Below are 26,139 nucleotides of genomic sequence, written 5' to 3'. Positions count from 1 at the left end.
GTGGTAATGACGGCTGGATAAGGCGTTGCGACACGAAAACGGGTGTTGTAGCGTCCGTTTACGGCGCCGGAACGCCACCCCGGACCACGAACTTAAAGTAAAGCTTGAATTGCGCGGAATACTGTATAAAAATACAGGCACCTGTTCATACATACAGTGGCCCCATGACCAAACTCACCGCACGACAACAGCAGGTTTTCGATCTGATCCGCCGGGCCATCGAACGCAGCGGCTTTCCGCCCACCCGCGCGGAGATCGCCGCCGAGCTGGGTTTCAGCTCGGCCAACTCGGCAGAAGAACATTTGCGGGCGCTGGCTCGCAAGGGCGTGATCGAACTCGCGGCGGGTGCGTCGCGGGGCATTCGCCTGCTGGGCGGCTCGGAAGATTCGCCGTACCAGTTCACGCTGCCGCACGCCAGCATCATGCAACTGTCGTTGCCGCTGATCGGCCGGGTTGCGGCGGGTAGCCCGATCCTCGCGCAGGAACATATCTCGCAGCACTATGCGTGCGACCCGGCGCTGTTCTCGAGCAAGCCGGATTACCTGCTGAAGGTGCGCGGGCTGTCCATGCGCGACGCGGGTATTTTCGACGGTGACCTGCTCGCGGTGCAGAAGAAAAGCGAAGCCAACGACGGCCAGATCATCATCGCGCGTCTCGGCGACGACGTAACGGTCAAACGGCTGAAGCGCCGCCCGAACGGTCTCGAGCTGATCGCTGAGAACCCCGATTACGAAAACATCTTCGTTGAAACCGGCAGTGCGGAGTTCGCGCTGGAGGGTATCGCTGTTGGGTTGATCCGCCCCGGCGAGTTCTGACTACCCTGCTCGTCCGCCAAACCGAAGCTGCCCCAACGTTGAAACGCCTGGAGAGACTCATGGAACGCTTTGCCCGCCTGCTGCCTTTTCGCCAGTTCGGTCGTTTGCGCCACCTGCGCAAGCTGGTGCCCTGCTCACTGATCGAGGCGTCCACGGCCAGCGCGCCATCGCTGTTCGACGAGCCCACCAGCGTATCGAGCTTGCCTTCCTCGCTGCCGGCTTTTGCTCGTGTGTCGTTGAATTCGGGGCTGAATACGGCTGAACCGGCACGTCGTGCGCCGGTGCGCGTGTATCACGGGCCGTCACGGCTGATCATGGTCGGCACCGTAGACGCCGTGTGCCGCATGATCGATCGCTGCATCGCCGACGAAGCCAATGTGCACGGCGCGGTATTCGAGTCTTAAGCGGCACTGCACAGACAATCCGCTACTGCAGTGCGGCGCACGTAACGGCTTTTCGCCAGCCGGCGCCTTCTCGGATATCGCATCGCCTGGGATCGTTTTCGCGTGGCTACGGTCCACGTTAGATCACACCTGATGGAGAGTCCCACTCGATGGCAGATTCAACACCTACGAGGCGCAACGCCACCCGGCCACTGATCGTCACTTTGATTGTGATTGTGGTCATCGCCGCATTGGGGTTCGCTTACGCGTCGCCCTACATGGCGCTGAACAACCTCAAGCGCGCGGCGGATGCGCGTGATGCGCAAACCGTCAATGAATACGTCGACTTTCCCGCATTGCGCGAGAGCCTGAAGCAACAGGTCACCGGCTTGTTAACACGTCGGCTCGACGCGCATGGCAACGGCAATCCGTTCGCGGCAATTGGCGCAATGATCGGCGTGGCCTTGATCGGTCCGCTGGTCGACGCCTATGCAACACCCGACGGCGTCGCGGCATTGCTGAATGGCATGCCGCCGCGCGGCAACCCGGGCGAGCGGCCGCCGGTGCCGGGCTCTGCGGAAAATCCGCCGGCCGCAGCAGCGCCTGCGCCGCAACCCCCGGTTGCCGGCAATACGAATAACGGCGCAGCTAACAACGGCAACGACGCTACGCCGCCGCAAACGCCGCAAACGCCGCAACCGCCGCAACCGCCGCAAACCACGGCAGGCTATCGCGGCCTCAACGAGTTCGTCGTCACTTATCAGCATGGTGCCGGTGACGCGCGTTACTCGGCGATCTTGCAGCGTGAAGGTCTGTTCACATGGAAGCTGGCTGCGGTCAATCTGAACGAGTGATCGCCTGGCATGCGCTATCGGCCTGAGCGAATCACAGTTTGGCCGAACGGGTGCCCTGAACGAGCGACCGTTCGGCTCACGTGGCCCATTCAGCTCCGCCCACGCGCTCCCACACCGCCGTGAGTCAAGCCGCCACTTGCTCCTGCTCCTGCTCCTTCGCGGAAGAGCACGCCACCAGAATGCTGCACGAGATCCGGTCGAGCAGCGGTGTATTCCCCGCGCCCATCCACCATCGTGACAGGCCGGTGCGGCAACGGTGGCCGACCACCACGAGATCGACATGCAATTCGTTGGCGAGGTGGGCGATCTCGTCGATCGGATGGCCAAACGCAAAATGCCCTTGCGCGGTCACGCCGCGTTCGGTGAGCCAGTCCACCCCTTCCTGCAGGATGTCGCGGGCTGTTTTTTCGAAACTGCCGCAAGCCACATCGGTCAGCAGGCCCGCGCTTTGCGCAATGCTCGAACGCATGTCGACCACGGATAGTAAGTGCGTTTCCGCCTTCAGATCCAACGCCAGGTCGGCGCCGCAACGTAACGCTTTGCGGCCTTCGCGCGAGCCGTCGTAGCACAGCAGGATTTTTTGGTAGCTCGCCATGATTTTTCTCCCATCCCGCGAGGAACGCGGTCTTAATGAATCATGGTGCGCCGCAATTCAGGTTGCAAGGGATGGAAAACGCTAAGTGCGCCCTAAACAGGTGCGTGCTGGATTCGTGGCGGGTTTAGGCCGGCGTGGGTCGAGTCGTGGTCGCACGGGAACATTTGCCGCAGCGCAAGAAACGCCGTCCGCCGCATCCGGCGACAGATCAACACCTGTCTGCCGATGCCATAGAATGAGCGACCTTACCGGCCATTTGTGTCTTTTCCCGGAGCCTCAATCGATCCATGTCTGAACTCGCCATTGAATTCCAGCAGGTTAAAAAAAGCTACGGCGAAAAGATGGTCGTCGACGGACTGTCGTTTCATGTCAACGCCGGGGAATGTTTCGGCCTGCTCGGCCCGAACGGCGCGGGCAAAACCACCACGTTGCGCATGCTGCTCGGCATCGCCGCGCCGGACGCCGGCATGATCCGCCTGTGCGGCGAGCCGATTCCCAACCGCGCGCGCGTGGCGCGTGCGCGTGTCGGCGTAGTGCCGCAGTTCGACAATCTCGATCCCGATTTCACGGTCCGCGAAAACCTGCTGGTATTCGGCCGCTACTTCGGTCTGAGCGCCGCGCAATGCCGCGCGATGGTACCGTCGCTGCTCGAATTTGCACGCCTCGAAAATAAGGCGGATGCACGCGTGAGCGAACTGTCGGGCGGTATGAAGCGGCGCCTCACGCTGGCTCGCGCGCTCGTCAACGATCCTGACGTGCTGATCATGGACGAGCCGACCACCGGCCTCGATCCGCAAGCCCGCCATCTGATCTGGGAGCGGCTGCGCTCGCTGCTCGCGCGCGGCAAGACCATCCTGCTCACCACGCACTTCATGGAAGAAGCCGAGCGGCTGTGTCATCGCCTCTGCGTGATCGAGGAAGGACGCAAAATCGCCGAAGGCGCGCCGAGCGCATTGATCGCATCCGAGATCGGCTGCGACGTGATCGAAATCTTCGGACCCGATCCGGTTGCGTTGCGCGATGAATTGGCACCGCTTGTTGAGCGCACCGAGATCAGCGGCGAGACGCTCTTCTGCTATGTGAACGACGCTCAGCCGGTACATGCCCGGCTCAAACAACGCGCCGATCTGCGCTATCTGCATCGCCCGGCCAATCTGGAAGATGTGTTCCTGCGTCTGACCGGGCGTGAGATGCAGGATTGATGCGAATCGATCCCGGCTCAGTTCGCAATCCTCTACAGCTATAACGACACGGCAAGAGACACGCAATGGACGCACGCACTTACGAAACCCACGGCGAGGCACCGTCGAAGCAGGAAACTTTCGCCGCTTTTCCCGCCAACGCCGTGAACTGGATTGCGGTGTGGCGCCGCAACTACCTGGTCTGGAGGAAGCTCGCGGTTGCTTCGATGTTCGGCAATCTTGCCGATCCGATGATCTATCTGTTCGGCCTGGGCTTCGGGCTTGGCCTGATGGTCGGGCACGTCGACGGCGTATCGTACATCGCGTTTCTCGCGGCGGGCACGGTGGCATCGAGCGTGATGATGTCGGCCAGTTTCGAGTCGATGTATTCGGGCTTTTCGCGCATGCACGTACAGCGCACGTGGGAGGCGATCATGCATACGCCGCTGACACTCGGCGACATCGTGCTCGGCGAGGTGATCTGGGCGGGGAGCAAATCGATGTTATCGGGCGCGGCGATCATGCTGGTCGCGGGTAGCCTGGGCTATGCGAGTTTTCCGTCGATGCTGCTGGCGTTGCCGGTGATCGTGTTGACGGGGCTCGCATTCGCGAGTATCGCGATGGTGGTAACCGCGCTCGCTCCGTCGTACGACTTCTTTATGTTTTACCAGACGTTGGTGTTGACGCCGATGCTGTTGTTGTCTGGTGTGTTCTTTCCTGTTTCACAGTTGCCGGCTGCGGCGCGAGTCGTGACTGAACTTTTGCCTTTGGCGCATGCTGTCGATCTGATTCGGCCGGCTATGCTTGGGCGGCCTGTCGATGGTGCTGTTTTGCACGTTGCCGTGCTGGTGGTTTATGCGGTGGGTGGGTTTGTTGTTTCGGCGGTTTTGTTTCGGCGCAGGATGATGAAATAGGGTTGAGTTGGGGGCTTGCGGCCTGGCGATTTTTCGAGTGGCGGGTGGATGGTTTTTTTGTGCTTCGCGGCGCTTATTTGTCTGTTCGCCTGCGGCGTTGGCGTTTCCTTGAGCTGGATTTTTTGAACCGTTTTTTGAACTGTTGACCTGGGCGGCGCTTTTGGTTTGTTTGCCTACGGTGTTGGGCTTTCCTTGATCTGGTTTCTTGGCCTTTCCTTGAATTTTTAGTGGTTTATTAGCGTCGCCCCTGTGCGGGGCAGGCACTGTAGTGGTCAAGTAAACATGGACACCCGGAAAGGGGAATATTTAAAAAAGTGAAGCTTCGCATCGTGCCGGCGGCTGACCGCCTGCTGCCGAATGGATGCGACGGTAGTTATAAAAGTCGTCGATGTAGGCCCCGATGTCGTGTTCGGCGTGCGCGTGATCGGGGTACCCTTTCTCGTCGATCCATTCGCTTTTCAGGCTTCTGAAGAAACGCTCCACCGGCGCGTTGACGCTCCTATGTCAAGCAACAGGCGTCGAATCGGCCAGATCAGCCAGAATGAGCGGGTACAGCTCCCGGACGATATAGCGTTTCAGGCAGCGGTGGATTTCCTTGTGCGACATGCCTTCCTTTGTCCGACGATCGACGTAGGTCCGGGTACGTGGATCACTGCGCATCCGAACCATCGCAATGGTCCATAGGGCGTTGTTCGCAGACCGGTCACCGCCCCTGTTCAAACGATGCCGGACCGTCTTGCCGGACGACGCCTGCAATGGACTTGTGCCACAGAGTGCCGCCAGCGCCGCTTCACTTTTCAAGCGTTCGGGATTGTCGCCCGCCACAGCAACCAATACTGCAGCGGTCTGCGGGCCGACGCCGAATCGTTCGCGAAGTCGCCTGGCATGCTGGCTGGTCAGGCTGTCAAGCATGGTGTCGAGTGCTTTGATCTCCTCTGCCAGCGTCAGCCAACGCTTCGCCAGCAAACGCAGTGTGGTCGTGAGCGTTTGCAACATTGGCGTTTTGCCCAACGAGCGAAGACGGGCGCAACCTTCAACGCACTCTGCAGTCTTCGCTTTCAGAAGACGCTCACGGATTTCCTGGGGAGCGCTCACGAGCAAGGCCCGTAACTGATTGATAGCCTGCGTCTTTGCCTTGACTGCACTGCGTCTCGCAACGGAGACGGCGCGCATTGCCTCCGCGGCGCCGGATTGCTCCTTCGGGATAGCCGTAGCCTTTCCGGCGAGGACTGCGCGCGCCGCGTTCTCGGCATCGGTGGGATCGGACTTCCCTTTAGATCGGCGCATCGCGCGATCGGGACGATTGACTTCAAACACCTCAATCTCATGATCGCGAAGCACGCGGGTCAATCCCGCTCCGTAGGTTCCAGTCCCTTCAACGCCGGCGCGCCGTAGTTGGCCGAACGAATTTGCCCAGGTCAGCAGCTCGAAATAGCCTGCTGTGTCGGTCGATACCGATAGCGTTCCGAGAAGCCTGCCTGTATCGCTGATCACAGCCCCGACATGCTTATCCAGATGCGTGTCAACACCCAGAATCACTTCGTTTTGTTCCATGCGTATATCCGTTGTAGTGGGCGCATCGCCAACCCCACTCGCAGGACAGGACACTCACGGTGCAGAACAAAGCTCCTATCAGGTCACAGACGGTGAGCCCGGCAACGCTCGGGGAACGCCGGAATCCGATCGACAGGTCAACGCAAAGGCAGCTTGGCCAATCCCAGCACGGGTCAGATCGGTCCGACATTCAGAAGCGATCTTAGACTGAGTATCCCAGCAATTCCCCTTTCTACTCATGCTCTGAACGATGCCGTTTGCCTTCAGTTCGTTCACGAAGTGCGCGCTGGTGTACTGGCATCCCTGGTCCGAGTGGAACATCAGCCCCGGCGGCGGACGTCGCTGGTCGCGCGCCTGCTGCAAAGCCCTGATGACCAGTGCTGTATCAGGCAGCAGTGCAAACGCCCAGCCGACGATGCGGCGCGAATACAGGTCCATCACGATGGCCAGATACGACCAGCCCTGAAGCGTTCTCACATAAGTTATATCTCCTGCCCACACCTGGTTGATGGACGGCGGCTCGAAGTTACGCGCCAGCAGATTCGGCGCCACCAGCGCCTCGCCATTGCTCTTCTGATAGCGATGCGTGCGCTTTCTGGTGACCACCAGTTGCGCGCGCTGCATCAACGTGCGGGCACGATAACGCCCCACCTTGTGACCGCGCCTTTGAAGCTCATCCGACATCCTGCGGCTGCCATAGCTGCAGCGGGTTTCGCGATGAATTTCACGTGCAGCGGCCATCTGCGGGCAGGGCGTTGGGCTAGCCGACGGGCGCCCCGCGAACGCGTAATAGCTGCTGCGCGCCACTTTCATCACCTCACACATCACCCTCACAGGCCAGGCCTTCTTCAGTGAATGGATCACTTCGAGAAGCGATCCATTTCCTTGACGAAGAAGGCCGTAGACTTTTTTAGAATGTCGCGTTCCCTCTCGAGATCAGCGACCTTCGCCTCGAGCTCGCGAATGCGACGCGCGTCGGTCTCGATCTCTATCGCTGTGCGCGGCGGTTTGGCCTGCTCCTCTCGCCACCGCGCGACCCAGCGACGCAACGCCGTATCGCCAACGCCCAGCGCTTCGCAGGCCTGCGAGTACGAATAGCCCTTGCTGACCACCAGCTGGACTGCTTCTGCCTTGAATTCTTCAGGAATGTTCCGTCTGCTCATTTCTCACCTCAGTTGGAGAATTATCCCCTTTAGAGGTGTCCAGGTTCATTGAACCACTACACACCTACTTGTATATTCCCTCCTGTGGCGTCGACCCGATCAGTTGTCGCCACACGGACAGTCAGCTCGTCTGCCTACAGTGCCTCGAGCCCGCAGAAAAGCCTGAGCGACTGTCCTTTTTATCCTCGTAACCCGAACAGTTGACTGAGCCTCGAGCTCGTATTTTCCTGCAAGTATGGGTACCGTGATGAACCAGACTTCCTCTTCCGTTTATATCGGCATCGACGTCAGTGGTAGCACCCTCGACGTTGCCATCCACGACACTACCGAACATTTCAGTGTCGACAATGAAACCGCCGCCATCGACCAGCTGGTCCAGCGTCTGATGGCGCTGAGCCCCACACTGATCGTCATGGAGGCCACCGGCAAGCTCGAACTCGCTGTGCTCAGGGCACTCTGCGAGGCCGGTCTGCCCGCTGTCGCAGTCAATCCCCGACAGGTTCGGGATTTCGCGCGTGCCACAGGCCGACGCGCCAAGACCGATCGCATCGACGCGTTCGCCATCGCCCATTTCGGCGCCGTCATCAAACCCGTCGTGCGTCCGTTGAACGATGTGCAGACCGAGCAGTTGCAGGCGCTGCTGTTGCGCCGCGCCCAGCTTATCGACATGCTGGTGGCGGAAAAAGCCCGCCTGGAGCGCGCCCACGCCGCAGCTAAGGAAAGCCTGAACGACCACATCAAATGGCTCAAACGGCAGCTCACCGTCGCGGACAAGGACATCGATTCGTTCATGCGCTCTTCGCCCGCCTGGCGTCAGAAGGAGGATCTGCTGCGCTCCGTGCCCGGGATCGGCCCCGGTGCCGCGGCCACGCTGATTGCATTCATGCCCCAGCTCGGCTCGCTGAACCGTCGCGAAATTGCCGCACTCACCGGTGTCGCGCCGTTCAATTGCGACAGCGGCAAGCACATCGGCAAGCGTCGCATTCAGGGCGGTCGCGCCATCGTGCGTCGCGCGCTTTACATGGCCTGCATACCTGCGCTGCGCTTCAATCCGGTGATCAGAGCCTTCTATGACCGTCTGCGCAAGGCCGGCAAACCATTCAAGGTGGCCATGACCGCGTGCATTCGCAAGCTCATCGTGACGCTCAACGCCATGGTCCACAACGCCACACACTGGAACGCATCGATGAATTGACCGGCGGTATAGCTTTGCCCGGATGCTGTGCCTGAACGCGATCACTCGCGTGGTCTGCGCTCGCCTGTACGGACTGGCGAACCGCACTGAGAATCCAGCACCCGGAAACAGCCTGTCGCTTGACTTCCAATACGGTTGCTTTTCTTTGCCTGCCGCAAAGAAAAGTAGGCAAAAGAAAGCAGCTCACACCGCTAGCGCATAAGCGGGTCCCCCGCACAGTCGCGGTAGTGGTGCATCTGGAATCTGTGTTCTCGCCCATTCCGCGCTAGTGACAAAGCGCTCATCAGCTCCCACTCCGCACTGCGTACGTCGCGGACGGGTTTGCCAGGGAAACCTGCGGCTTCGTTTAGGGCGGTGGGAGCCATCGTCTTCGCCTCGGCGCGGATGGGTATGCAAAGAAAACCCAGGACTTCGGTTGAGGTCCGGGGCGGCAATCGGCTTTGCCTCTGCGAGGTGCTGAGAAATATATCTGCTTCGGGAACTGCCACTTGCCGCTCTGAGCGGCCGACAAGTCACACCACATGCAGGCGCGACAAACTCGCACTGCGAATGAAGCGCTGGCGCATTGAAGAAATGCCAGGAGATGCAACGGTAAGCTGCAGCATCAAGTGAAACCCGCGCGCGAAGACGATCAAATGGTTCTAAGAGGAACACATCGGCGCGCGCAGCGCCGCCGGAAGAATGACTGCCTTGCCACTCACGCGGAGTGTGCGAGAACACGGATTCCAGATGCGCCACTACCCCCTCCAAGTCAGGGGACCCACTTATGAGCTAGAGGTGTGAGCTGCTTTCTTTTGCCTACTTTTCTTTGCAGCAGGCAAAGAAAAGTAGGTGCCTGCCCCGCACAGGGGCGACGCTAATAAACCGATAAGAATTCAAGGAAAGGCCAACGCCATAGGCGACCAGACAATAAGCGCCGAGCAGGCAACCAAAATCAAAAAAAGCCCAACGCCCCAGACAAACCCACAAACCCACAAACCAGGCGCGGCGAAGCCCCTCCTCCTTAATCCTCATCATCTGTCCACGGAATATCCACATCAGAAATAAAAGCCACCGTTGCAAACGGCCCCCCATCCTGACGCCCGATCTTCCCGTCGGCCCGCTGCCATTCAACCCTGAACACCGTGCTGGGATCATCAGCAATCAGCCGGACAGATCGAACCTCGTCCGGATCCGATTCCTCAACGGGGCCGTCGAGCGAAACCTGCAATTCCTGCGGCCACAGCCCGTCGGCAGGATCGTAAGTCTTGTCGCCGTCCGCAATCAGCGTGAAAGCCTCCACACCGATCGTCGCCGACGCCTCTACGATCATCTTGCCCAACGCCCGCAGCAATGCAGTCGCCCGTGCCGAGTTGGCCTGGCGAATTGCAAGATCCCCACGCGTCAGCGCCTGCTCAAGTTTTGGGTTTGTTTTTTGTTGCGCCATTCGATGTCCTGAGTCCTATCGCTCTGTTGTGGACGGCACGCCCATTCATCGCGTACCGCTCTCCATTTTTCGGGCTGAATCCTACCATTGGTGTGGGCCACGGCATCGCGAGCCGCGCAGCAGAGGCCAGCCAGCCCGCCCCGCTCCCACAGTTTAGGTCGCGATTCGCCGTCCGGCAGGGAGATTTGCCTTTCAGTGCGTCCCGCCGCGTTTTCGAGTTCGCTTCGGCGCTGCAGCATCCGAGCGTTTCGCGCCACCGATCTCCGCGATCAGATGATCACGGAACGCCTTCACCGACGGTGGCAACTCCCGTCCGGCCATCGTCTGCACCTGGATGCTGCGCTGGCGCATTTGCGGATGCGTCAGCGGTAGCGCGACGAAGCCATCGCCGACATAACGGTCCCGCACCGACAGCAACCCCGTGAACATGATCGCTCCGGACTTCTGCGCGTAGCGGTACGTCGCACCACTATTGTTGCAGGTGAGATCGGGCTCGAGCAGCACGCCTTCGAGCGCACAGGTGATGTCGATCAACTGGCGAATCGTCGTGCCAGGCTCCGGCAGCACCAACGGATAGCGCTGCAAATCGGCGAGCGACACCTTCGCGCGCCCGGCCAACGGATGATCGACGCGCAGCAGCGCCAGTACCGGCGCGCGCTCGGCATGTTCGACCTTAACGCCCTTTTCCGGCGCGAGACTGAACGTCAGCGCGAGATCGGCGTCGCCATCGCGCACCCGGCGAGTCGCCTCGCCAGGCGACATCACGTGTAGCGCGAAGTCGATCCCCGGATAGTGGCTGCGAAACGCCGCCATCGCGCTGGGCAGGAAGTCCACGGCGAACCCCTCCGAACTGGCGACCTTGATCATGCTGCCATGCAGCGCCTCGAGGCCGCCGATCTCCTTCATCACATGCTCCGCCTCGAGCAGGCTGCGCTGTGCGTAGGCGAGCAGACGCTCGCCCGCTTCGGAGAGCGACATGCCGCGCGGGCGCCGCTCGAACAGCGCAACGCCGAGATCGCTTTCGAGCCGCGCGATCTGCCGGCTGATCGCTGAAACGGCCACATGCAGCCGCGCGGACGCGTCGCTGATCGAGCCGGTGCGCGCCACTTCAACAAAATAGCGCAATGCAATGCCGTGTAGTGAAAGTGCCATGAGCGATGCCTTTTGCGAGCGGCCGCAGCCGCGTGCGGGGTGTCGAGCTTTGCCTTTTTGGCAACGCAAGCTTCGAAAGACGATCATTGTGACAAAAATAACGGCCTCCTAGAATCATTTCGAAGCTGATGGCCGCGAATCAGACGTGCCACCTAGGGCGCAGCGTCGCCGCCATCCCCCTGCATCCCGTATCGGAGACAAACATGAGCCGCAACCAGGCGATCGAGCACGCCACGCATCATTTCGAATCGGGCGCCTTTCTTGAGAACCTCAACCGCCGTGTTGGATTTCGCACCGAAAGTCAGGAAAGCGATCGCGCCGCCACGCTGCTGTCGTATCTGACCGACGAAATCGCGCCCGAAGTCGAAGGGCTCGGCTTCGGCACGCGCATTATCGATAATCCCGCGGAAGGGTTCGGGCCGTTTCTGATCGCCCATCGCCACGAAGACGACAGTCTGCCCACCGTGCTGATCTACGGCCACGGCGACGTAGTACGCGGCTACGACAGCCAGTGGCGCGCGCCGCTGACGCCGTGGGCCGTGACCGTCGAGGACGAACGCTGGTATGGCCGTGGCACCGCCGACAACAAAGGCCAGCACACGATCAATCTCGCCGCGCTCGCAAGCGTGCTGGCCACGCGCGGCGGCAAGCTCGGCTTCAACGCGAAACTGCTGATCGAGATGGGCGAGGAAACCGGCTCGCCGGGGCTCGACGCGATCTGCCACACACACAAACAGGAACTGGCCGCAGACGTACTGATCGCCTCCGATGGTCCGCGCCTCGCCGCGCGCCGCCCTACGGTGTTTCTCGGCTCGCGCGGCTCGGTGAACTTCAAGCTCTCGCTGAACCTGCGCGACGGCGCACACCACTCGGGCAATTGGGGCGGTCTGTTGCGCAACCCGGCCACCGTGCTGGCGAACGCACTCGCGAGTCTGGTCGATGCGCGCGGCGTGATCGCTGTCGACGGCTTGCGTCCGCCGCCGATTCCCGAGGCGGTGCGTCGTGCGCTGGCCGATATCACGGTAGGCGGCGGTCCGGGCGACCCGGCCGTCGACGATAACTGGGGCGAGCCCGGTCTCACACCGCCAGAACGCGTGTTCGGCTGGAACAGTTTCGAAGTGCTGGCCTTCAAGGCGGGCAATCCCGAGAACCCGGTCAATGCCATTCCGTCGTCGGCGTTCGCACATTGCCAGTTGCGCTTCGTGGTCGGCACCGATTGGGAAAACCTGGAGCAGCATTTGCGTGCGCATCTGGATGCGCATGGCTTTTCACTGGTCGAGATCAGCGTCGAGCGCGGTGCGCCGGCCACACGTCTGAATCCCGACGACCCGTGGGTCACGTGGGCCATCGCTTCGCTCGAACAGACCACCGGCAAGAAGACGGCGGTGCTGCCGAATCTTGGTGGCACGCTGCCGAACGAAGTGTTTGCCGACACGCTCGGCCTGCCGACCATCTGGGTGCCGCATTCGTACCCGGCCTGTTCGCAGCATGCGCCGAACGAGCATCTGCTCGGACCGGTGGTGCGCGAGGGGCTGCAAATCATGGCGGGACTCTTCTGGGATCTTGGCGAAAACGCTCCGCACGCACACGCAACATCGACAGAAGCCGCGGCCTGAGCAATCAACCCCGCACGCCTGCATCGCGCCCGCGGTTCACCATTACCTGCATCCGTCACGAGGCACGCCCACGATGAGCACGTCCACCTTGCAAGCCAGCGCCGCGCGGCCGTCAGCCGCGAAGGTCCATCGCATCATTCTCGCGGCCTCGATCGGCAATGCGCTTGAGTGGTTCGACCTCGTCGTCTACGGATTTTTTGCGGTCACGATCGCGAAGCTGTTCTTCCCGGCGCGTACCGAAGCGATTTCGCTGATGCTCACGCTGGGTACCTTCGGTATCTCGTACCTGATCCGGCCGCTCGGCGGACTCGTACTCGGCTCACTCGCCGATCGTGCGGGGCGCAAGCTGTCGCTGCTGCTGTCGATCGGCTTGATGATGATCGGCACGTTGACGATTGCCGTGATGCCGCCTTACGCGGCGATCGGTTTGTGGGCGCCGGCCGGCATCATGCTCTCGCGGCTCGTTCAAGGCTTCTCGGCGGGCGGCGAGTTCGGCGCCTCGACCGCGTTTCTCGTCGAGCATGCACCCGAGCGGCGCGGTTTCATGGGCAGTTGGCAGTTCGCCAGCCAGGGCCTCGCGACGCTGCTCGCCTCCGGTTTCGGCGCCGTGCTGACGAGCCAGCTCACAACAGCGCAACTCGAATCGTGGGGCTGGCGAATTCCGTTTCTGTTCGGGCTCGCGATCGGCCCGGTCGGTTTCTATATTCGCCGCTTCGTGGACGAAGGCGCCGAGTTCGACACGGAGCCGAAAACCCGCACGCCGCTGCGCGATCTGTTCGGCACGCAAAAGGTCCAAATGCTGCTCGCGGTCGGTTCGCTGGTCATTTCGACCGCGGCCAACTACATGATTCTGTACATGCCGACCTATGCGATCAAGCAGTTGCACCTGCCCGCTTCCACCGGTTTCGCGGCTACGCTCGCAACGGGAGTCGTGTTGACGGTGCTGACGCCGTTCGCCGGCCACTTGTCCGATAGCCTGGGACGCATCCGCATCATGGCGGTCGCCGCAACGTTGATGCTGCTGACGGTCTATCCGACCTTCGTGTATATGAATGCGCACCCGTCGTTCGCCACAATGCTGGTGGCGTTGATCTGGATTGGCGTATTGAAAGCGACCTACTTTGGCGCGCTGCCCGCGCTGATGTCGGAGATTTTCCCGACCCAGACACGCGCGACCGGTCTCGCGGTCAGCTACAACATCGGCGTGACGGTGTTCGGCGGCTTTGCGCCGTTCGTGATCACCTGGCTGATCGACGCGAGCGGCAATAAGCTCGCGCCCGGCTTCTATCTGATGTTCTGCGCAGTGGCGAGTTTGCTGGCGCTCTATGCCGTGCGCTCGAAGCTGAAGATTCGCTGAGCGAGGTTGAACGAAGTTGAGGCGCGCAAGGCGGATCAACTCGCCTTGCCGCCCCGGCAACATAGCCGGGGCGATACCCAGTCAAAGTAATGGCGACTTAAGGTCAATCGCCAGTCAACCAGAAACCAACCTCAGGTCATTCGGGCCAGCATCGGATTACGTTGAGGTCCACCTCAGGCCAGCTTCAGGCCGACCGCGGGGTACGCTCAGGCCAACCTCAAGTCGACACACAACGCAACTACATCAAGGCGCCGGATTCGGCTGCAGTTCATGCAGCTTGTCGATCTCCGCGAGCACTTCCGGCGAGAGTTTCACCTCGGCGCTGGCGATGTTTTCCTTCAGTTGATCAAGCGACGTCGCGCCGATCAGATTACTCGTCAAAAACGGCCGGCTGTTGACGAAGGCCAGCGCGAATTGCGCGGGCGACAAATCATGACGCTTCGCCAGTTCCACATAGCGCGTGGTGGCCTGAACCGCTTGCGGCTTGCTGTAGCGTTGAAAGCGCTCGAACAGCGAGATGCGGGCGCCTGCCGGACGTGCGCCGCCTTCGTACTTGCCCGACAGCCAGCCGAAGGCCAGCGGCGAATACGCAAGTAAGCCGACGTTATCGCGATGCGCGTACTCCGATAGCCCCGCTTCGTATGTGCGGTTCAACAGGCTGTACGGATTCTGAATACTGACGATGCGCGGCAAGCCGAGCTTTTCCGCCGCGCGCAGAAATTGCGCGACGCCCCACGGCGTCTCATTCGACACCCCGATATGGCGAATCTTGCCTGCCTTGACGAACTCGGCGAGCACCGACAGCGTTTCTTCGATCGGCACCGTGTACGCGTCGTCGACCCACGGATACGCAGGGCGGCCGAACGTCATCGTGCTGCGATCCGGCCAGTGCAACTGATACAGATCGACGTAGTCTGTTTGCAGGCGCTTCAGACTATCGTTCAGTGCTTCGGTCAGATTCTTGCGGTCGAACTGATTGCCCTCGCCGCGAATATGACGCGGATTGTGCGGTTGACGCGCCGGGCCGGCGATCTTGGTGGCCAGCACGATCTTCTCGCGCGCGCTACGGTGCTGCGCGATCCATGTGCCGATATAACGCTCGGTCGAGCCTTGCGTCTCGGGACGCGGCGGCACCGGGTACATTTCCGCGGCGTCGATCAGATTGACGCCATGATCGAGTGCGTAATCGATCTGTGCGTGTGCTTCCTGCTCGGTGTTCTGCTCGCCCCATGTCATGGTGCCGAGACCGATCAGGCTAACCTTCACATCCGAGTCGCCGAGTCTGCGGTATTCCATCGAACCTGTCCTGTTGATTGTGAAAACGGAAAGCGCTGACGTTACCATGTCGTCGCAATGCCTGCAGCGCGGCTAAAATGCTGCTTCAGCAGTCGCTCACTGCCACCACGCTCGATAAACTTTCCGCCGACCCATCTGCGATGAATCCCGAACACCTCGAATTACTGGTCACGCGCGTGATGCCTTACGGAAAATACAAAGGCCGGCTGATCGCGGATCTGCCGGGTCACTATCTGAACTGGTTTGCGAGCCAGGGCTTTCCGCCGGGCGAAATCGGCCGTCTGCTGGCCTTGATGCACGAGATCGATCACAACGGTTTGTCGTCGCTAATCGAGCCTTTACGCAAGCGCTGAGAGCGACGCCTTCGGCAAATGCCAACCATAGGTGACGGCGAGCACGCGCAAGATGAAACACGCCGCACATCGCACTGATGCGTGCCCTCGATCGCGAAAGCGCGGACGAAACACGGCAGCAACCTCGTACTGACTATTTCGCGAGGCGAGGCCTGCCGTGCACGCGCTCCCTGGGCAGATAGCCCAGAGCCGTCAGATGGGCGAGCAGGTGGCCTACCGCCTCCTCGATCGATACCCGATCGGTTTCGATCATGACTTCGGGCCCGATGGGTACGTCGAACGGCCCGGAAATCCCGGTGAAATTGGGAATCTCACCGCGCCGTGCACGTGCGTAGAGGCCTTTGACATCACGCGCTTCACACACCTTCAGCGACGCGTTCACGAACACTTCAATAAAACCTTCGCCGACGATCTCGCGCGCCATGCACCGATGCCGATGCTCCGGCGAGATCACCGCGGCAATCGCGATGAAACCCTGTTGCATGAACAGCGTCGCGACGTGCGCGATGCGCCGCAGATTCTCGGTACGGTCTTCAGGCGTGAAGCCTAGGTTGGCGGTCAGGCCACGCCGCAGCACGTCGCCGTCGAGCACGATCGAGGCATGCCCGGCTTCTTTCAGACGCTGGTGCAACGCGTCGGCCAGGGTCGATTTACCGGCGCCGGACAAACCCGCCATCCAGATGACGGCCCCACGGGTTGCGCTCATGACTTCCACTCCATCTCATTAGCCGCCGCTCCGGCATCTTGCAAAGACACACGCTCGTGCGCGCTGAAGCGGTCAGCGGACGCCAATTCCGGTCCCAGGCCGTCGAACAAGGGTTGCAGCAATGCCTGCTGCGGCTGCCAGCGCTGCAGCGACGTTTTGTAGAGCGGACGGCGCACCTGCGCCGCGCTTGCCGTGTTCACCTGCCGCGTGGTCTGATGAAACGCCAGACAGCGCTCGTCCCAGTCGAGTCCGCAATGCGCGAGCAGGCGCCGGACATTGCTTTCGAAATCCTCAACCAGTTCTTCGTATTTGATTTCGATCATCGTGCCCTCGGGCAATACGCGTTGCCAATGCGCCATCAACGCGTCGTACGCGCGATAGTAGCGGCCCAGTTCACCGAGATCGTAGCTGAATGGGACGTCGTGAAAAATTCGTGAAAAAATCGACAGGCAGCTTTGCAACGGCGAGCGGCTGCTATGAATGAAGCGAGCATTTGGCAACGCCAGATGAATCAGCCCGATATTGATGAAATTGAACGGATATTTGTCGGTGAAACGCGTGTAACCCGGTACTGCGGTTTGCATTTCCGGCAGCGCCGTGTACATGCGGCGCAAATAGTCGGCGCCGAGCGTGCGCAATTGCGCGGGACCGACGCCCTGCAATGCTTCGATATCGATGCGCAACGGATCGTCCGAATCGCGGCCGATGCAATTCACCAGCGCCTCGCCGAACTCCGTGCGCTCACCGGCGCCGAAAACCTGCGGATGACTCGCGAGAATCTGCTCGATCAGGGTCGAACCGGAGCGCGGCATGCCGACGATAAAAATCGGCGCGGCCGACGGCGCGCCCAGACCGCGTTTGCCCGCCAGCACATCTGAAGTCAGAAGTTCCGGCAAATGCGCGAACAGGCCGAGCGACGCCGCTTCGTCATAACGCACGCCGGCGCGGTGCAGTGCGTTGCCCTTCAGGAAGTGATCGAACGACGCATCGTTACGGCCCACATCGGACAGCGCCTGACCATACGCGAAGTGAATTTCCGCCTGATTGGCGGGGGTGAGCGAAGCGATATCGCCGGCAAGATGCTCAAGCGCGACGAACACCGGATCGTCAGCGGCAAGACGCTTGGACTGCACAAAGTTACGGTAATACAGCGGCACCTGCGGGGCGGCCTCGATCGCCCGGCGATAGGCTTCGTGCGATTCGTCGAAACGGCCAAGCGCCTGCAGGCAATTACCCATGTTGTTGTACGAGCCATCGGCTTTCGGATTCACCCGGACTGCTTCGCGATAGGCGTCTATCGCCGGTTCGAGCCGATGCATCTGTTCGAGCGACCAGCCGAGGCCATGATGCAAATCGGAGTTGCGCGGATCGACCGTGATTGCTTCGTGATAGCGGGCAATGGCTTCGGGAAAGCGGTTCAGCGCGGCGAGCGTCGCGGCGAGGCGTTCATGAAGAATGGCGTCGGCGGGATCGCGCGAGCGGGCTGCGTCGAAACATTGGAGCGCCGCCTGAAGGTCGCCGCGGGCGGCACAGGCGTCGCCTTCGGCGCACCATTCTGATGCGGTTGCCGGCTGTGGATCGTGCTTCATTAACGGCCAGGTTTTTGCAGGCTTCGCATCGAGCGGCCCGGGCAATGTGGAGTGCGTTCTTCTTCGTCCAGCGTCAGCAAGCTTGGTTCTGGATTCAAAGAGAAATTGTCTGAAGGGAAAATATCAGGCGCGCCCTACAGTTACGTTTCAAAAATTTAACGAACTATTACAGCATGATGAATCCGGCACGATCCGGAAGGTTGCCGCAACGCGCGGCCGCTATGGCGCCGGATCGCCGCGCGGGCGTCATGAAAGCACGGCGGCGCATCCGGGCCGTAATTTGCGGACACAAATGCGGCTGAACTCCCGGGCCCGCCGTTTTTCTCATTCATATACGAAGGAGAAAACCGTGAGCAGGCTCATTGCATCAGTCGCGATGTTGGCGGTGGCGGTAAGTCTCACCGGGTGCGTGGTCGCGCCGGGATACGACTATGCCTACGCGCAACCCTATTACCCTGGCTACGGTTACGCCTATGGGCCGGCTTACGGGACGGTCGATGTCTGGGGCGGTTGGGGCGGCGGCGGTTGCTGTTACTACCACGGGGGCGGCGGGCGCTGGCACGGCGGTGGGTGGCACGGAGGCGGTGGACATGGCGGCCACGGCAACGGTGGCAGTTCGTGGAGCAGTGGCGGCGGCCATGGGGGACATGGGCATTGACGTCAATGGAAGCCGGCATCGAATGCCGAGACGGTCCTGGTCCTGCACCGGGAGAGTTTTTGCAAAGGCCGCAACTTTTGCAAAGACCAAAACAAAAAACGGCGTTGTGATTTCTCACAACGCCGTTTCGCAATTTTTTACTGCTCGAATTCTTTGGGGTGGCTGATGGGGCTCGAACCCACGACAACAGGAATCACAATCCTGGACTCTACCAACTGAGCTACAGCCACCACTGACATCCGCTTGACTTGCTGAGCAACTCGTTGCCGAGAAACTTGGCTCGTCAATGAAGAAACGAGATTATACGAACAAGAATCTCGTTTGCCTAGTCCTTTATTCAAAAATTCCGACGGGCACACGCAGATGCTGTCTTGCCTCGTTGAAGATGGTCAGGTCGCGCGCCGCCAGACGTTTGCTATCGGACAATACGCGACGCCATCCACGTGCGCCTGCCTCACCGCGGTACAGACCCAGCGCATGCCGTGTGATCGAACCAAGGTACGTGCCGCGCGCCATTTCAGCCGCGCAATATTCGATCAGTTTCGACTCGACCTGCTCGCGCGTGAGCGGCGTATCCGTCGAGCCATAGAAGCGTGCATCGACATCGGCCAACACATAAGGGTTGTGATAAGCCTCGCGCCCAAGCATCACGCCATCGATATGCTGAAGATGCATCTCCGCTTCATCAAGCGTCTTGATGCCGCCATTGATGATGATCTCCAGATGCGGAAAATCGCGCTTCAACTGATACGCAAAGTCGTATTTGAGCGGCGGAATCTCGCGGTTCTCTTTCGGGCTCAAGCCTTTGAGAATCGCGTTGCGCGCATGCACGACGAACACGTTGCAGCCGGCGTCCGCGATCGTGCCGACGAAGTCGCGCACAAAGCCATATTCCTCGACCGCGTCGACGCCGATCCGGTGCTTGACCGTCACCGGTACCGATACGGCATCGCGCATTGCCTTCACGCAGTCGGCGACGAGTTGCGGTTCGTTCATCAAGCAAGCGCCAAACGCCCCGCGCTGCACGCGCTCGGACGGACAGCCGCAATTCAGGTTGATCTCGTCATAACCCCATTGCTCACCAAGCCTGGCCGAACGCGCGAGGTCGTCAGGCTCACTGCCACCGAGTTGCAAAGCGACCGGCGCCTCCTCAGGCGCAAACGCCAGATGGCGCGGCACATCGCCGTGCAGCAGCGCGCCTGTGGTGACCATTTCGGTGTAGAGCCACGTATGGCGCGATATCACGCGATGCAGCGAGCGGCAGTGGCGATCGGTCCAGTCCATCATGGGCGCGACGGAAACGCGACGCGGACTGGGAGTGTGAGCTGAAGACATGGGGCGGCCAGACGGCTTGAATCAAACCACAATTTTACCGCAAGTGGCCAAACGCCCCTGAAACGCCCACGACGAGCCATGAATTCCCGCAAACACCACCGATAACCGCCCCGGCAACCGGGTCTTTGAACGCCAAAACCGCTTGGCCGATGGGGTCGGACCACCGCAGACGCCTGTCGCCTATACGTCTGAGCGATTATTTCAGTGGCGAGAATAGTAATTTCAGATTATCGATACAAATTTTCGATAGTAGGGGTATACACTGCCTCCATCGACGTTGCAGACACACCTCACCGGCCCCTGCGACGCCTTCCTGAAATGAAATCGAAACGTTATCGGAGTCACACCATGAAGACCAAGCTTATCGCCGCCCTGTTGGTTGCTGCTTCTGCCTCGATCGCTGCTCCCGCATTCGCTAGCGGCTACGGCCCGGCACCGTTCTATCGTCCGTCGGTCGGCGCACCGGCTTCGCAACAAGGCCAGAACTCGCAAACCATCGCGGCTGAACGTGCTAACGCTGAATCCAACGCATACGGCGGCGTGCAAAACGTGTCGTCGCAATCGGGTGCACGTGAGCCGGTTTCGGGCCCGCAATCGGTTTTCTTCGGCCACTAATCTGTCGCCGCTGAAGGTTGCCGTTCACAAGACGGTAGCCGAACTGGGCGCCGCGCATGCAGCAATGCAGCCGGCGCCCAGTTCCGTTTACATGGCGGCCACGCCCACAGCATCAAGTCCCATCCCCGCCTTCCTCACGCCTCGCTCCCCTCCTCTTTCGGCGATTCGGAAAAACGAATCCGGTTACCGAACGGATCGATCGTCTCCAGCATTTTCCCCCACGGCTCCACTTCAATTCCCGGTTTCCCGTACTTGTAGTCTTTGCGCTGAAGTTCGGCATGCAATGCGTCGATATCCTGCACCGGCACGAAAATCGTCGAACCTGGCGTCGCGTCGCCATGATGCTCGCTCAAGTGCAAAATCAGGTCGGACCGGCTCACCTGTGCATAGAGCGGAAAATTGGCCTCGAAGCGATGTTCCCAGTCGATAGTGAAACCGAGAAAATCCACGTAAAACTCCTTGGCTTTCTCTTCAGAGAAGATACGGATGATCGGGATGGCTGCTGCCAGGTGCATGGCGGTCTCCAGTAACTTGAAAGATTCCGCCAGCTTAATCGAACGCGCTTGCCGATTGACCGCCCTACGCGAAAAGGCACGCCCGGATCTGAAGGAAAACGGGCGCATCGTCGCGCCCACCGCGACCTCGACGTCGTAGTCCTGATAGCGCTCCTGATAGTCGCCCATGTCAGGGCCTTTCGGCTCCATGATCGCATCCCTGGTGCGGCCGTCTGCCTCATCGCGAAGATAGCGGCCATGCTTTTCCACCGGGCCGCCCCAGCGGCTCGGCGTAGGACCAGCCTCCTTTTCACCTGACGATTAATCGCAATCGCCAGACAGGTACTGCCGGCCGCTACAGGTGATCTCGACTTCACCGCCGCTCGCTTCGGCGGCAAGCCCGTTCGCCAGCAACTCCGCCGTGACGGATTGCGCAAATTTCGGCATGGGCTGTCCGACGCCGACATCGTTCAGGCGGCGCAATGCTTCAACCGCCTCCGGACTTAATGACTTCGACATGGCCGTCTCCGTCGTGATGCTCAATTCATCCTAGCAAGTTTCGCGGGCGCACGCAGCGGCACGTCAAGGCATACGTATTGCGTGCTGTACGGATGCGCAGCGGCGGCAGCCGGCGAGCGGCATCGCAAAGGAGGACGAGATGGAGCGAAGCAGAATGGCAGCGCTGACAGCGGGCGTCGCGCTCGCGGTATTCGGCACAGACGGCACGGTGGCGTTCGCACAAACGTCGAATCCGGCACTAAAGACACAAGGGACACAAGCAACGCAGGCGACGCCACAGAATGGCGGCGCATCGATGGTAAAACCGCCCGAGGCGGCCTCCGGCACAGGCGGTTCGAGCAATCCCGACAATATGCCGATCAAGCGTCCGGGCAAACCGACCAACGACAGGATGACGCACGAGCCGCCCGCCAGCGGCGCCAACGCGAAATAGCGTCGGCACGCGCGTGACGATGCGAACGGCGCAATCGGGCCCAATCGGGCGGGATTAATCGCGCCTGATCGGCGTTACAGACGCGCGATCGACACCTCCGTCGACTTCACCAGCGCGACCACCTCCGAGCCGACCTTCAGCTCGAGTTCGTCAACCGAGCGCGTGGTGATCACCGAGGTGACGATGCCGAACGGCGTATCCACATCGACCTCGGATACCACCGGCCCGCGGATGATTTCCTTGATCTTGCCTTTGAACTGATTGCGTACGTTGATTGCGGAAATGCTCATGTCGAGTGACTCCAGAAAAGCGATTGAAAACAGTCAGTCAAAGGGATATCAGACGGCCCAGCGGACCTCTGTCGGCCGCCTGAGGCGGCCCTCATCACGTGCGTCGTAAGCGCGTTGGGACAGTGCGTCGTCGTTCGGCGCCGTCTTCAGTACGCGTTGCAACACATGTTCTTCCAGCGCGGCAAAACCGGCCGACGCACGCGCCCGCGGGCGCGCAAGCGGCACCGGCTGATCGAGCGCAATGCGCCCTTCTTCGATCAGCAGAATCCGGTCGCCTAGTGCGACGGCTTCATGCACGTCGTGCGTCACCAGCAGTGCGGTGAATTGATGTTCACGCCACAGGCGTTCGATCAGTGCGTGCATTTCGATACGGGTCAGCGCGTCGAGCGCACCGAGCGGTTCGTCCAGCAGCAGCAATTGCGGCCGATGCACCAGCGCCCGCGCTAGCGCCACACGCTGACGCTGACCGCCGGAAAGCTGTGCCGGCCAGTCGTTGGCGCGCTCCAGCAAACCGACTTCAGCGAGCACGGCGCGCGCGTCGTCACGGGCGCTGCGGCCGAGGCCGAGCATCACGTTCTGCAGCACGCTCTTCCAGGGCAAGAGTCGTGCGTCCTGGAACATGATCCGGGTGTCGAGCGGCTGGCCGTCTTCGGTGCGTTTTTCGAGCACGCCCGACGTGGTCTTTTCCAGACCCGCGACCAGTCGCAACAAGGTCGATTTCCCGCAGCCGCTGCGACCGACAATCGCAACGAAACTGCCGCGCTCGATCGACAGATCAAAATCGGACAACACCTTGCGTTCGCCGTACTGCTTGCTGACGCCGCGCAACTCGACCGAATATTCGGCGGACCGGCGCGCGTCATTGCGCGCCGATGCACCCGCCGCCGAGGGCACTACACCCACTTGACGGCGATCGTGCGCCGGATCTGCACGGTCGAAACCGGCAGACTCCTCTGCGTCGTGATCGACGGTGCGCGGTTGCGCCAGCTCGGCTTCGAGATCGCTGCCCGCGATGCCGCCAAACGACGCCGACAATGTCGTTGCACTCATGCTTTCGCTCCTCGTTGATAGGCCGGATGCCAACGCAGCGTCACACGCTCGAGGCTCTTGGCCAGCACGTCGGCGAGTTTGCCGAGCGCCGCGTACAGCAGGATGCCGACCACCACCACATCGGTTTGCAGGAATTCGCGTGCGTTCATCGTCATGTAGCCGATGCCTGACTGCGCGGAAATGGTTTCAGCAACAATCAGCGTGACCCACATCAGCCCGAACGCGAAACGCACGCCGACCAGAATCGACGGCAATGCCCCCGGCAAGACCACATGCCGGTAAAGTGCGAAACCCTTCACACCGTAACTCCGTGCCATCTCGATCAGATTGGCATCGACTGAGCGGATGCCGTGGAACGTGTTCACATAGATCGGGAAAAACACGCCCAGCGCGACGAGAAACACCTTCGCTTCTTCCTCGATACCGAACCACAGGATCACGAGCGGGATCATTGCCAGCGCGGGAATGTTGCGGACCATCTGTACGGTCGAATCGAGCGCGATTTCGGCAGGTTTGAAGAGACCTGTCGCGAGACCGAGTATCAGTCCGATCCCGCCGCCGATCGCAAAGCCCGACACCGCGCGCCACGTGCTGACCTTCACGTCCGCCCACATTTCGCCGGACTGGATCAGCGACCACGCGGCTTTTACGACCGCGAGCGGTTCAGGCAGCACCCGCGTCGAGAGAATGCCGCTACGCGCGGCGAATTCCCACGCCAGCAGAATCGCCAGCGGCGCGAGCCACGGCGCAAGATGCGCACCGATGCGGCGTAATACACCGAGACCCGCGCCTGAACGCGCGCCCGAGCCTGCGTGTGTGCCTCGTTCCGCACTCACAGTGGATTGAGCCATGATGATTTCCTCATTGCTTATCGATGGGCGTCGTTGCTGAACCGAGCGAAAGCGCTCAGCTCGAACTCGCCGCCTTCGGCAGATAGTTGTTGCCGACGATCTCGCCGAACGGCCCCGACAGCGGACCGCCCGCGGTCTTGCTTTGTCGGCCCGGCAGCAGCGGGAACACCAGCTCGGCGAAGCGATACGACTCTTCGAGATGCGGATAGCCGGACAGGATGAAGGTGTCGATGCCAAGCGCCGCGTACTCGTTCATCAGTGCCGCCACCTGTTCGGGATTACCGACCAGCGCCGTCCCCGCGCCACCGCGCACGAGACCCACACCCGCCCAGAGATGCGGATACACCTCGAGGTCCGCGCGGCTGCCACGCTTGCCGCCGTGCAACGCGGCCATGCGGCGCTGCCCTTCGGAATCCATCTTCGAAAACGAAGCCTGCGCACGGGAAATGGTTTCGTCGTCGAGCTTGCTGATCAGCGTGTCCGCGGCGGCCCACGCCTCTTCTTCAGTCTCGCGCACGATGACGTGCAGGCGAATGCCGAACTTGATCTTGCGGCCCCGCGCTTCAGCACGGGCGCGAATGTCGGCGATCTTCTTCGCGACGGCCGCGGGCGGCTCACCCCACGTCAGATACGTGTCGATGTGATCGGCCGCGATGTCGTGCGCCGCCGCCGACGAACCGCCGAACCACAGCGGCGGATGCGGGTTCTGCACCGGCGGATACAGCGCCTTGCCGCCCTTCGAGGTCAGGTGCTTGCCATTGAAGTCGATCGCGTCGTTGGTATGCGCCGCGGTCAGCAGATTGCGCCAGATATGCAGGAATTCGTCAGTGATTTCATAGCGCGTGTCGTGATCGACAAACACGCCGTCGCCTTCCAGTTCAGCCGAATCGCCGCCGGTCACCACATTGATCAGCAGACGCCCGTTCGACAGCCGGTCGAAGGTCGCCGCCATACGCGCCGCCAGACCCGGTGACGAAATGCCCGGACGGATCGCCACCAGAAACTTCAGACGTTTGGTCGCGGCAATCAGGCTCGATGCAACGACCCATGCGTCTTCGCACGAACGGCCGGTCGGCAGCAGCACGCCCTCGTAGCCGAGCGTATCGGCGGCGACGGCGATCTGCTGGAAGTAGTCGTAATCGGCTGCGCGTGCGCCTTGGGACGTACCGAGATAGCGGCTGTCGCCGTGAGTCGGAATGAACCAGAACACATTCATTTGCTGCTCCTGCTTGTTCGAAACTGGATTGAATGGAGACGTGTGTAACGACGACGCGTCGAGTGAACACGCACACGCCGGCTGTGTGCCGGCTGGTCGCGCACCGCTGGCCGCGCGCCGCTGGTCGCGCACATCCATCCGGCACGCGGCCGGAGATGCAAACGCAAAAAAGGACGGAAATACTGCGATGAGGCGCGGACTAGTTCCGACAACGCGTCCGCAAACGCGCGTGCGCCATGGAGCAGTTGAAGATCGGCATCAGGCAGGACATCGCGACAGCTTCCCTCGACCAAACGTGCGCGTGACGCGCTCGATTAAATGGGCGACGGCGACAAACGCCGTCTGCATGGAGAAACAGTCTATGGATCGGGGCCCGGCTTTTGAACGATTTTTTTTAGCTTAGGTTTTCCACTTTCGTGATTAGCCCGACGCTAAAGCATACGGATGTTGCGCCTTACCTACGCTGGAACCGGGATACCGCTCTATATAATGGCGCCACGTTTCCAATAATCCGGTGCAGGCCGCGCGA

At 61.0% G+C, this 26,139-nt stretch carries 28 protein-coding genes, 1 tRNA gene and 1 pseudogene; 12 read left to right on the top strand and 18 right to left on the bottom strand.

What is annotated here, in order from left to right:
* The first annotated feature begins 164 nt into the window (after positions 1-164).
* The 3 genes from lexA (at position 165) to ACUN0E_RS29615 (ending at position 2,052) form a co-directional block, all read left to right on the top strand.
* Positions 165-815, top strand: coding sequence for a transcriptional repressor LexA (lexA, locus tag ACUN0E_RS29625; RefSeq protein WP_408222858.1), 651 nt, complete (start codon positions 165-167; stop codon positions 813-815).
* A gap of 59 nt (positions 816-874) precedes the next feature.
* Positions 875-1,219, top strand: a complete 345-nt coding sequence (locus tag ACUN0E_RS29620; RefSeq protein WP_408222856.1) for a hypothetical protein — start codon at positions 875-877, stop codon at positions 1,217-1,219.
* Between the two features lie 149 nt (positions 1,220-1,368).
* Positions 1,369-2,052, top strand: coding sequence for a DUF2939 domain-containing protein (locus ACUN0E_RS29615; RefSeq protein WP_445568835.1), 684 nt, complete (start codon positions 1,369-1,371; stop codon positions 2,050-2,052).
* A 124-nt stretch (positions 2,053-2,176) separates the two neighbouring features.
* Here the strand turns inward: ACUN0E_RS29615 and ACUN0E_RS29610 are convergent, their stop codons facing one another.
* The gene (locus tag ACUN0E_RS29610; RefSeq protein ID WP_445568834.1) at positions 2,177-2,647 is read right to left on the bottom strand and encodes a universal stress protein; all 471 of its coding nucleotides are present in this window, start codon (positions 2,645-2,647) and stop codon (positions 2,177-2,179) included.
* A gap of 287 nt (positions 2,648-2,934) precedes the next feature.
* Here ACUN0E_RS29610 and nodI point away from each other — a divergent pair, with 287 nt between their 5' ends.
* Both nodI and ACUN0E_RS29600 read left to right on the top strand, forming a co-directional pair.
* Entirely contained in the window at positions 2,935-3,849 is a 915-nt protein-coding gene (gene nodI, locus ACUN0E_RS29605; RefSeq protein WP_408335673.1) for a nodulation factor ABC transporter ATP-binding protein NodI, read from the top strand.
* Positions 3,850-3,914: 65 nt separating this feature from the next.
* Positions 3,915-4,742, top strand: a complete 828-nt coding sequence (locus ACUN0E_RS29600; protein WP_408222848.1) for an ABC transporter permease — start codon at positions 3,915-3,917, stop codon at positions 4,740-4,742.
* Positions 4,743-5,048: 306 nt separating this feature from the next.
* On the opposite strand, the pseudogene ACUN0E_RS29595 reads toward ACUN0E_RS29600, so the two are convergent.
* The 4 genes and pseudogenes from ACUN0E_RS29595 to ACUN0E_RS29580 all read right to left on the bottom strand — a co-directional run.
* Positions 5,049-5,234: pseudogene (locus ACUN0E_RS29595) on the bottom strand (integrase core domain-containing protein); the annotation flags it as partial.
* 12 nt (positions 5,235-5,246) lie between these two features.
* The gene (locus tag ACUN0E_RS29590; RefSeq protein ID WP_408341249.1) at positions 5,247-6,296 is read right to left on the bottom strand and encodes an IS110 family transposase; all 1,050 of its coding nucleotides are present in this window, start codon (positions 6,294-6,296) and stop codon (positions 5,247-5,249) included.
* A 78-nt stretch (positions 6,297-6,374) separates the two neighbouring features.
* Positions 6,375-7,160 carry an IS3 family transposase gene (locus ACUN0E_RS29585; protein ID WP_445568078.1) on the bottom strand — a complete coding sequence of 262 codons (786 nt, stop codon included), beginning with the start codon at positions 7,158-7,160 and terminating at the stop codon, positions 6,375-6,377.
* Entirely contained in the window at positions 7,157-7,459 is a 303-nt protein-coding gene (locus tag ACUN0E_RS29580) for a transposase (protein ID WP_256456800.1), read from the bottom strand. Before ACUN0E_RS29580 ends, ACUN0E_RS29585 begins: the two co-directional genes overlap by 4 nt.
* A gap of 247 nt (positions 7,460-7,706) precedes the next feature.
* Here ACUN0E_RS29580 and ACUN0E_RS29575 point away from each other — a divergent pair, with 247 nt between their 5' ends.
* Positions 7,707-8,654, top strand: a complete 948-nt coding sequence (locus ACUN0E_RS29575) for an IS110 family transposase (RefSeq protein ID WP_445568457.1) — start codon at positions 7,707-7,709, stop codon at positions 8,652-8,654.
* A gap of 1,003 nt (positions 8,655-9,657) precedes the next feature.
* Here ACUN0E_RS29575 and ACUN0E_RS29570 read toward each other — a convergent pair.
* Complete coding sequence (locus tag ACUN0E_RS29570; protein ID WP_445568833.1) at positions 9,658-10,080, bottom strand: hypothetical protein; 423 nt, start codon at positions 10,078-10,080, stop codon at positions 9,658-9,660.
* A 192-nt stretch (positions 10,081-10,272) separates the two neighbouring features.
* The gene (locus tag ACUN0E_RS29565) at positions 10,273-11,232 is read right to left on the bottom strand and encodes a LysR family transcriptional regulator (RefSeq protein WP_445568832.1); all 960 of its coding nucleotides are present in this window, start codon (positions 11,230-11,232) and stop codon (positions 10,273-10,275) included.
* Between the two features lie 203 nt (positions 11,233-11,435).
* Here ACUN0E_RS29565 and ACUN0E_RS29560 point away from each other — a divergent pair, with 203 nt between their 5' ends.
* Together ACUN0E_RS29560 and ACUN0E_RS29555 are read left to right on the top strand one after the other, a co-directional pair.
* Positions 11,436-12,848: a M20 family metallopeptidase gene (locus tag ACUN0E_RS29560; protein ID WP_445568831.1), complete on the top strand. Its 1,413-nt coding sequence runs from the start codon at positions 11,436-11,438 to the stop codon at positions 12,846-12,848.
* A gap of 73 nt (positions 12,849-12,921) precedes the next feature.
* Positions 12,922-14,205, top strand: a complete 1,284-nt coding sequence (locus ACUN0E_RS29555) for an MFS transporter (RefSeq protein ID WP_445568830.1) — start codon at positions 12,922-12,924, stop codon at positions 14,203-14,205.
* 243 nt (positions 14,206-14,448) lie between these two features.
* On the opposite strand, the gene ACUN0E_RS29550 is transcribed toward ACUN0E_RS29555, so the two are convergent.
* Positions 14,449-15,501: an NADP(H)-dependent aldo-keto reductase gene (locus tag ACUN0E_RS29550; RefSeq protein WP_408222836.1), complete on the bottom strand. Its 1,053-nt coding sequence runs from the start codon at positions 15,499-15,501 to the stop codon at positions 14,449-14,451.
* A 140-nt stretch (positions 15,502-15,641) separates the two neighbouring features.
* On the opposite strand from ACUN0E_RS29550, the gene ACUN0E_RS29545 reads away from it, so the two are divergent.
* Complete coding sequence (locus tag ACUN0E_RS29545; RefSeq protein ID WP_006048800.1) at positions 15,642-15,854, top strand: DUF3820 family protein; 213 nt, start codon at positions 15,642-15,644, stop codon at positions 15,852-15,854.
* A gap of 133 nt (positions 15,855-15,987) precedes the next feature.
* Here ACUN0E_RS29545 and cysC read toward each other — a convergent pair whose 3' ends face one another.
* Together cysC and ACUN0E_RS29535 are read right to left on the bottom strand one after the other, a co-directional pair.
* Positions 15,988-16,560 carry an adenylyl-sulfate kinase gene (gene cysC, locus ACUN0E_RS29540; RefSeq protein WP_408222834.1) on the bottom strand — a complete coding sequence of 191 codons (573 nt, stop codon included), beginning with the start codon at positions 16,558-16,560 and terminating at the stop codon, positions 15,988-15,990.
* A complete protein-coding gene (locus ACUN0E_RS29535) occupies positions 16,557-18,149 on the bottom strand; it encodes a sulfotransferase (RefSeq protein WP_445568829.1) in 1,593 nt (530 codons plus the stop codon). Before ACUN0E_RS29535 ends, cysC begins: the two co-directional genes overlap by 4 nt.
* 349 nt (positions 18,150-18,498) lie before the next feature.
* Here ACUN0E_RS29535 and ACUN0E_RS29530 point away from each other — a divergent pair, with 349 nt between their 5' ends.
* A complete protein-coding gene (locus ACUN0E_RS29530; RefSeq protein ID WP_408222830.1) occupies positions 18,499-18,807 on the top strand; it encodes a hypothetical protein in 309 nt (102 codons plus the stop codon).
* A 154-nt stretch (positions 18,808-18,961) separates the two neighbouring features.
* Here the strand turns inward: ACUN0E_RS29530 and ACUN0E_RS29525 are convergent.
* Together ACUN0E_RS29525 and dusA are read right to left on the bottom strand one after the other, a co-directional pair.
* Positions 18,962-19,037, bottom strand: a tRNA-His gene (locus ACUN0E_RS29525).
* Between the two features lie 103 nt (positions 19,038-19,140).
* On the bottom strand, positions 19,141-20,142 hold the full coding sequence (gene dusA / locus ACUN0E_RS29520; protein WP_445568828.1) for a tRNA dihydrouridine(20/20a) synthase DusA: 1,002 nt from the start codon (positions 20,140-20,142) through the stop codon (positions 19,141-19,143).
* A 348-nt stretch (positions 20,143-20,490) separates the two neighbouring features.
* Here dusA and ACUN0E_RS29515 point away from each other — a divergent pair, with 348 nt between their 5' ends.
* A complete protein-coding gene (locus ACUN0E_RS29515; RefSeq protein WP_445568827.1) occupies positions 20,491-20,757 on the top strand; it encodes a hypothetical protein in 267 nt (88 codons plus the stop codon).
* 134 nt (positions 20,758-20,891) lie between these two features.
* On the opposite strand, the gene ACUN0E_RS29510 is transcribed toward ACUN0E_RS29515, so the two are convergent.
* Both ACUN0E_RS29510 and ACUN0E_RS29505 read right to left on the bottom strand, forming a co-directional pair.
* Entirely contained in the window at positions 20,892-21,272 is a 381-nt protein-coding gene (locus ACUN0E_RS29510) for a glyoxalase superfamily protein (protein ID WP_445570543.1), read from the bottom strand.
* A gap of 300 nt (positions 21,273-21,572) precedes the next feature.
* Complete coding sequence (locus tag ACUN0E_RS29505; RefSeq protein ID WP_408335694.1) at positions 21,573-21,770, bottom strand: hypothetical protein; 198 nt, start codon at positions 21,768-21,770, stop codon at positions 21,573-21,575.
* Between the two features lie 139 nt (positions 21,771-21,909).
* On the opposite strand from ACUN0E_RS29505, the gene ACUN0E_RS29500 reads away from it, so the two are divergent.
* Positions 21,910-22,203 carry a hypothetical protein gene (locus tag ACUN0E_RS29500; protein ID WP_408335697.1) on the top strand — a complete coding sequence of 98 codons (294 nt, stop codon included), beginning with the start codon at positions 21,910-21,912 and terminating at the stop codon, positions 22,201-22,203.
* A gap of 74 nt (positions 22,204-22,277) precedes the next feature.
* Here the strand turns inward: ACUN0E_RS29500 and ACUN0E_RS29495 are convergent, their stop codons facing one another.
* Genes ACUN0E_RS29495 through ssuD form a run of 4 tightly spaced genes read right to left on the bottom strand, consistent with a single transcriptional unit; the run spans position 22,278 to position 25,610 of the window.
* Positions 22,278-22,493 (bottom strand): TOBE domain-containing protein, encoded by a 216-nt coding sequence (locus ACUN0E_RS29495; RefSeq protein WP_323048236.1) that lies wholly within the window; start codon positions 22,491-22,493, stop codon positions 22,278-22,280.
* A gap of 48 nt (positions 22,494-22,541) precedes the next feature.
* Entirely contained in the window at positions 22,542-23,543 is a 1,002-nt protein-coding gene (locus tag ACUN0E_RS29490) for an ATP-binding cassette domain-containing protein (protein ID WP_445568826.1), read from the bottom strand.
* Entirely contained in the window at positions 23,540-24,394 is an 855-nt protein-coding gene (gene ssuC, locus ACUN0E_RS29485) for an aliphatic sulfonate ABC transporter permease SsuC (RefSeq protein WP_445568825.1), read from the bottom strand. Before ssuC ends, ACUN0E_RS29490 begins: the two co-directional genes overlap by 4 nt.
* A 55-nt stretch (positions 24,395-24,449) precedes the next feature.
* Positions 24,450-25,610, bottom strand: coding sequence for an FMNH2-dependent alkanesulfonate monooxygenase (gene ssuD / locus ACUN0E_RS29480; RefSeq protein WP_408222685.1), 1,161 nt, complete (start codon positions 25,608-25,610; stop codon positions 24,450-24,452).
* Positions 25,611-26,139 lie beyond the last annotated feature (529 nt).

The sequence above is a fragment of the Paraburkholderia sp. D1E genome (genome assembly GCF_052682275.1).
The sequence above is the reverse complement of the archived record's forward strand: the minus strand, read 5'-3'. Positions and strand labels throughout refer to the sequence as shown.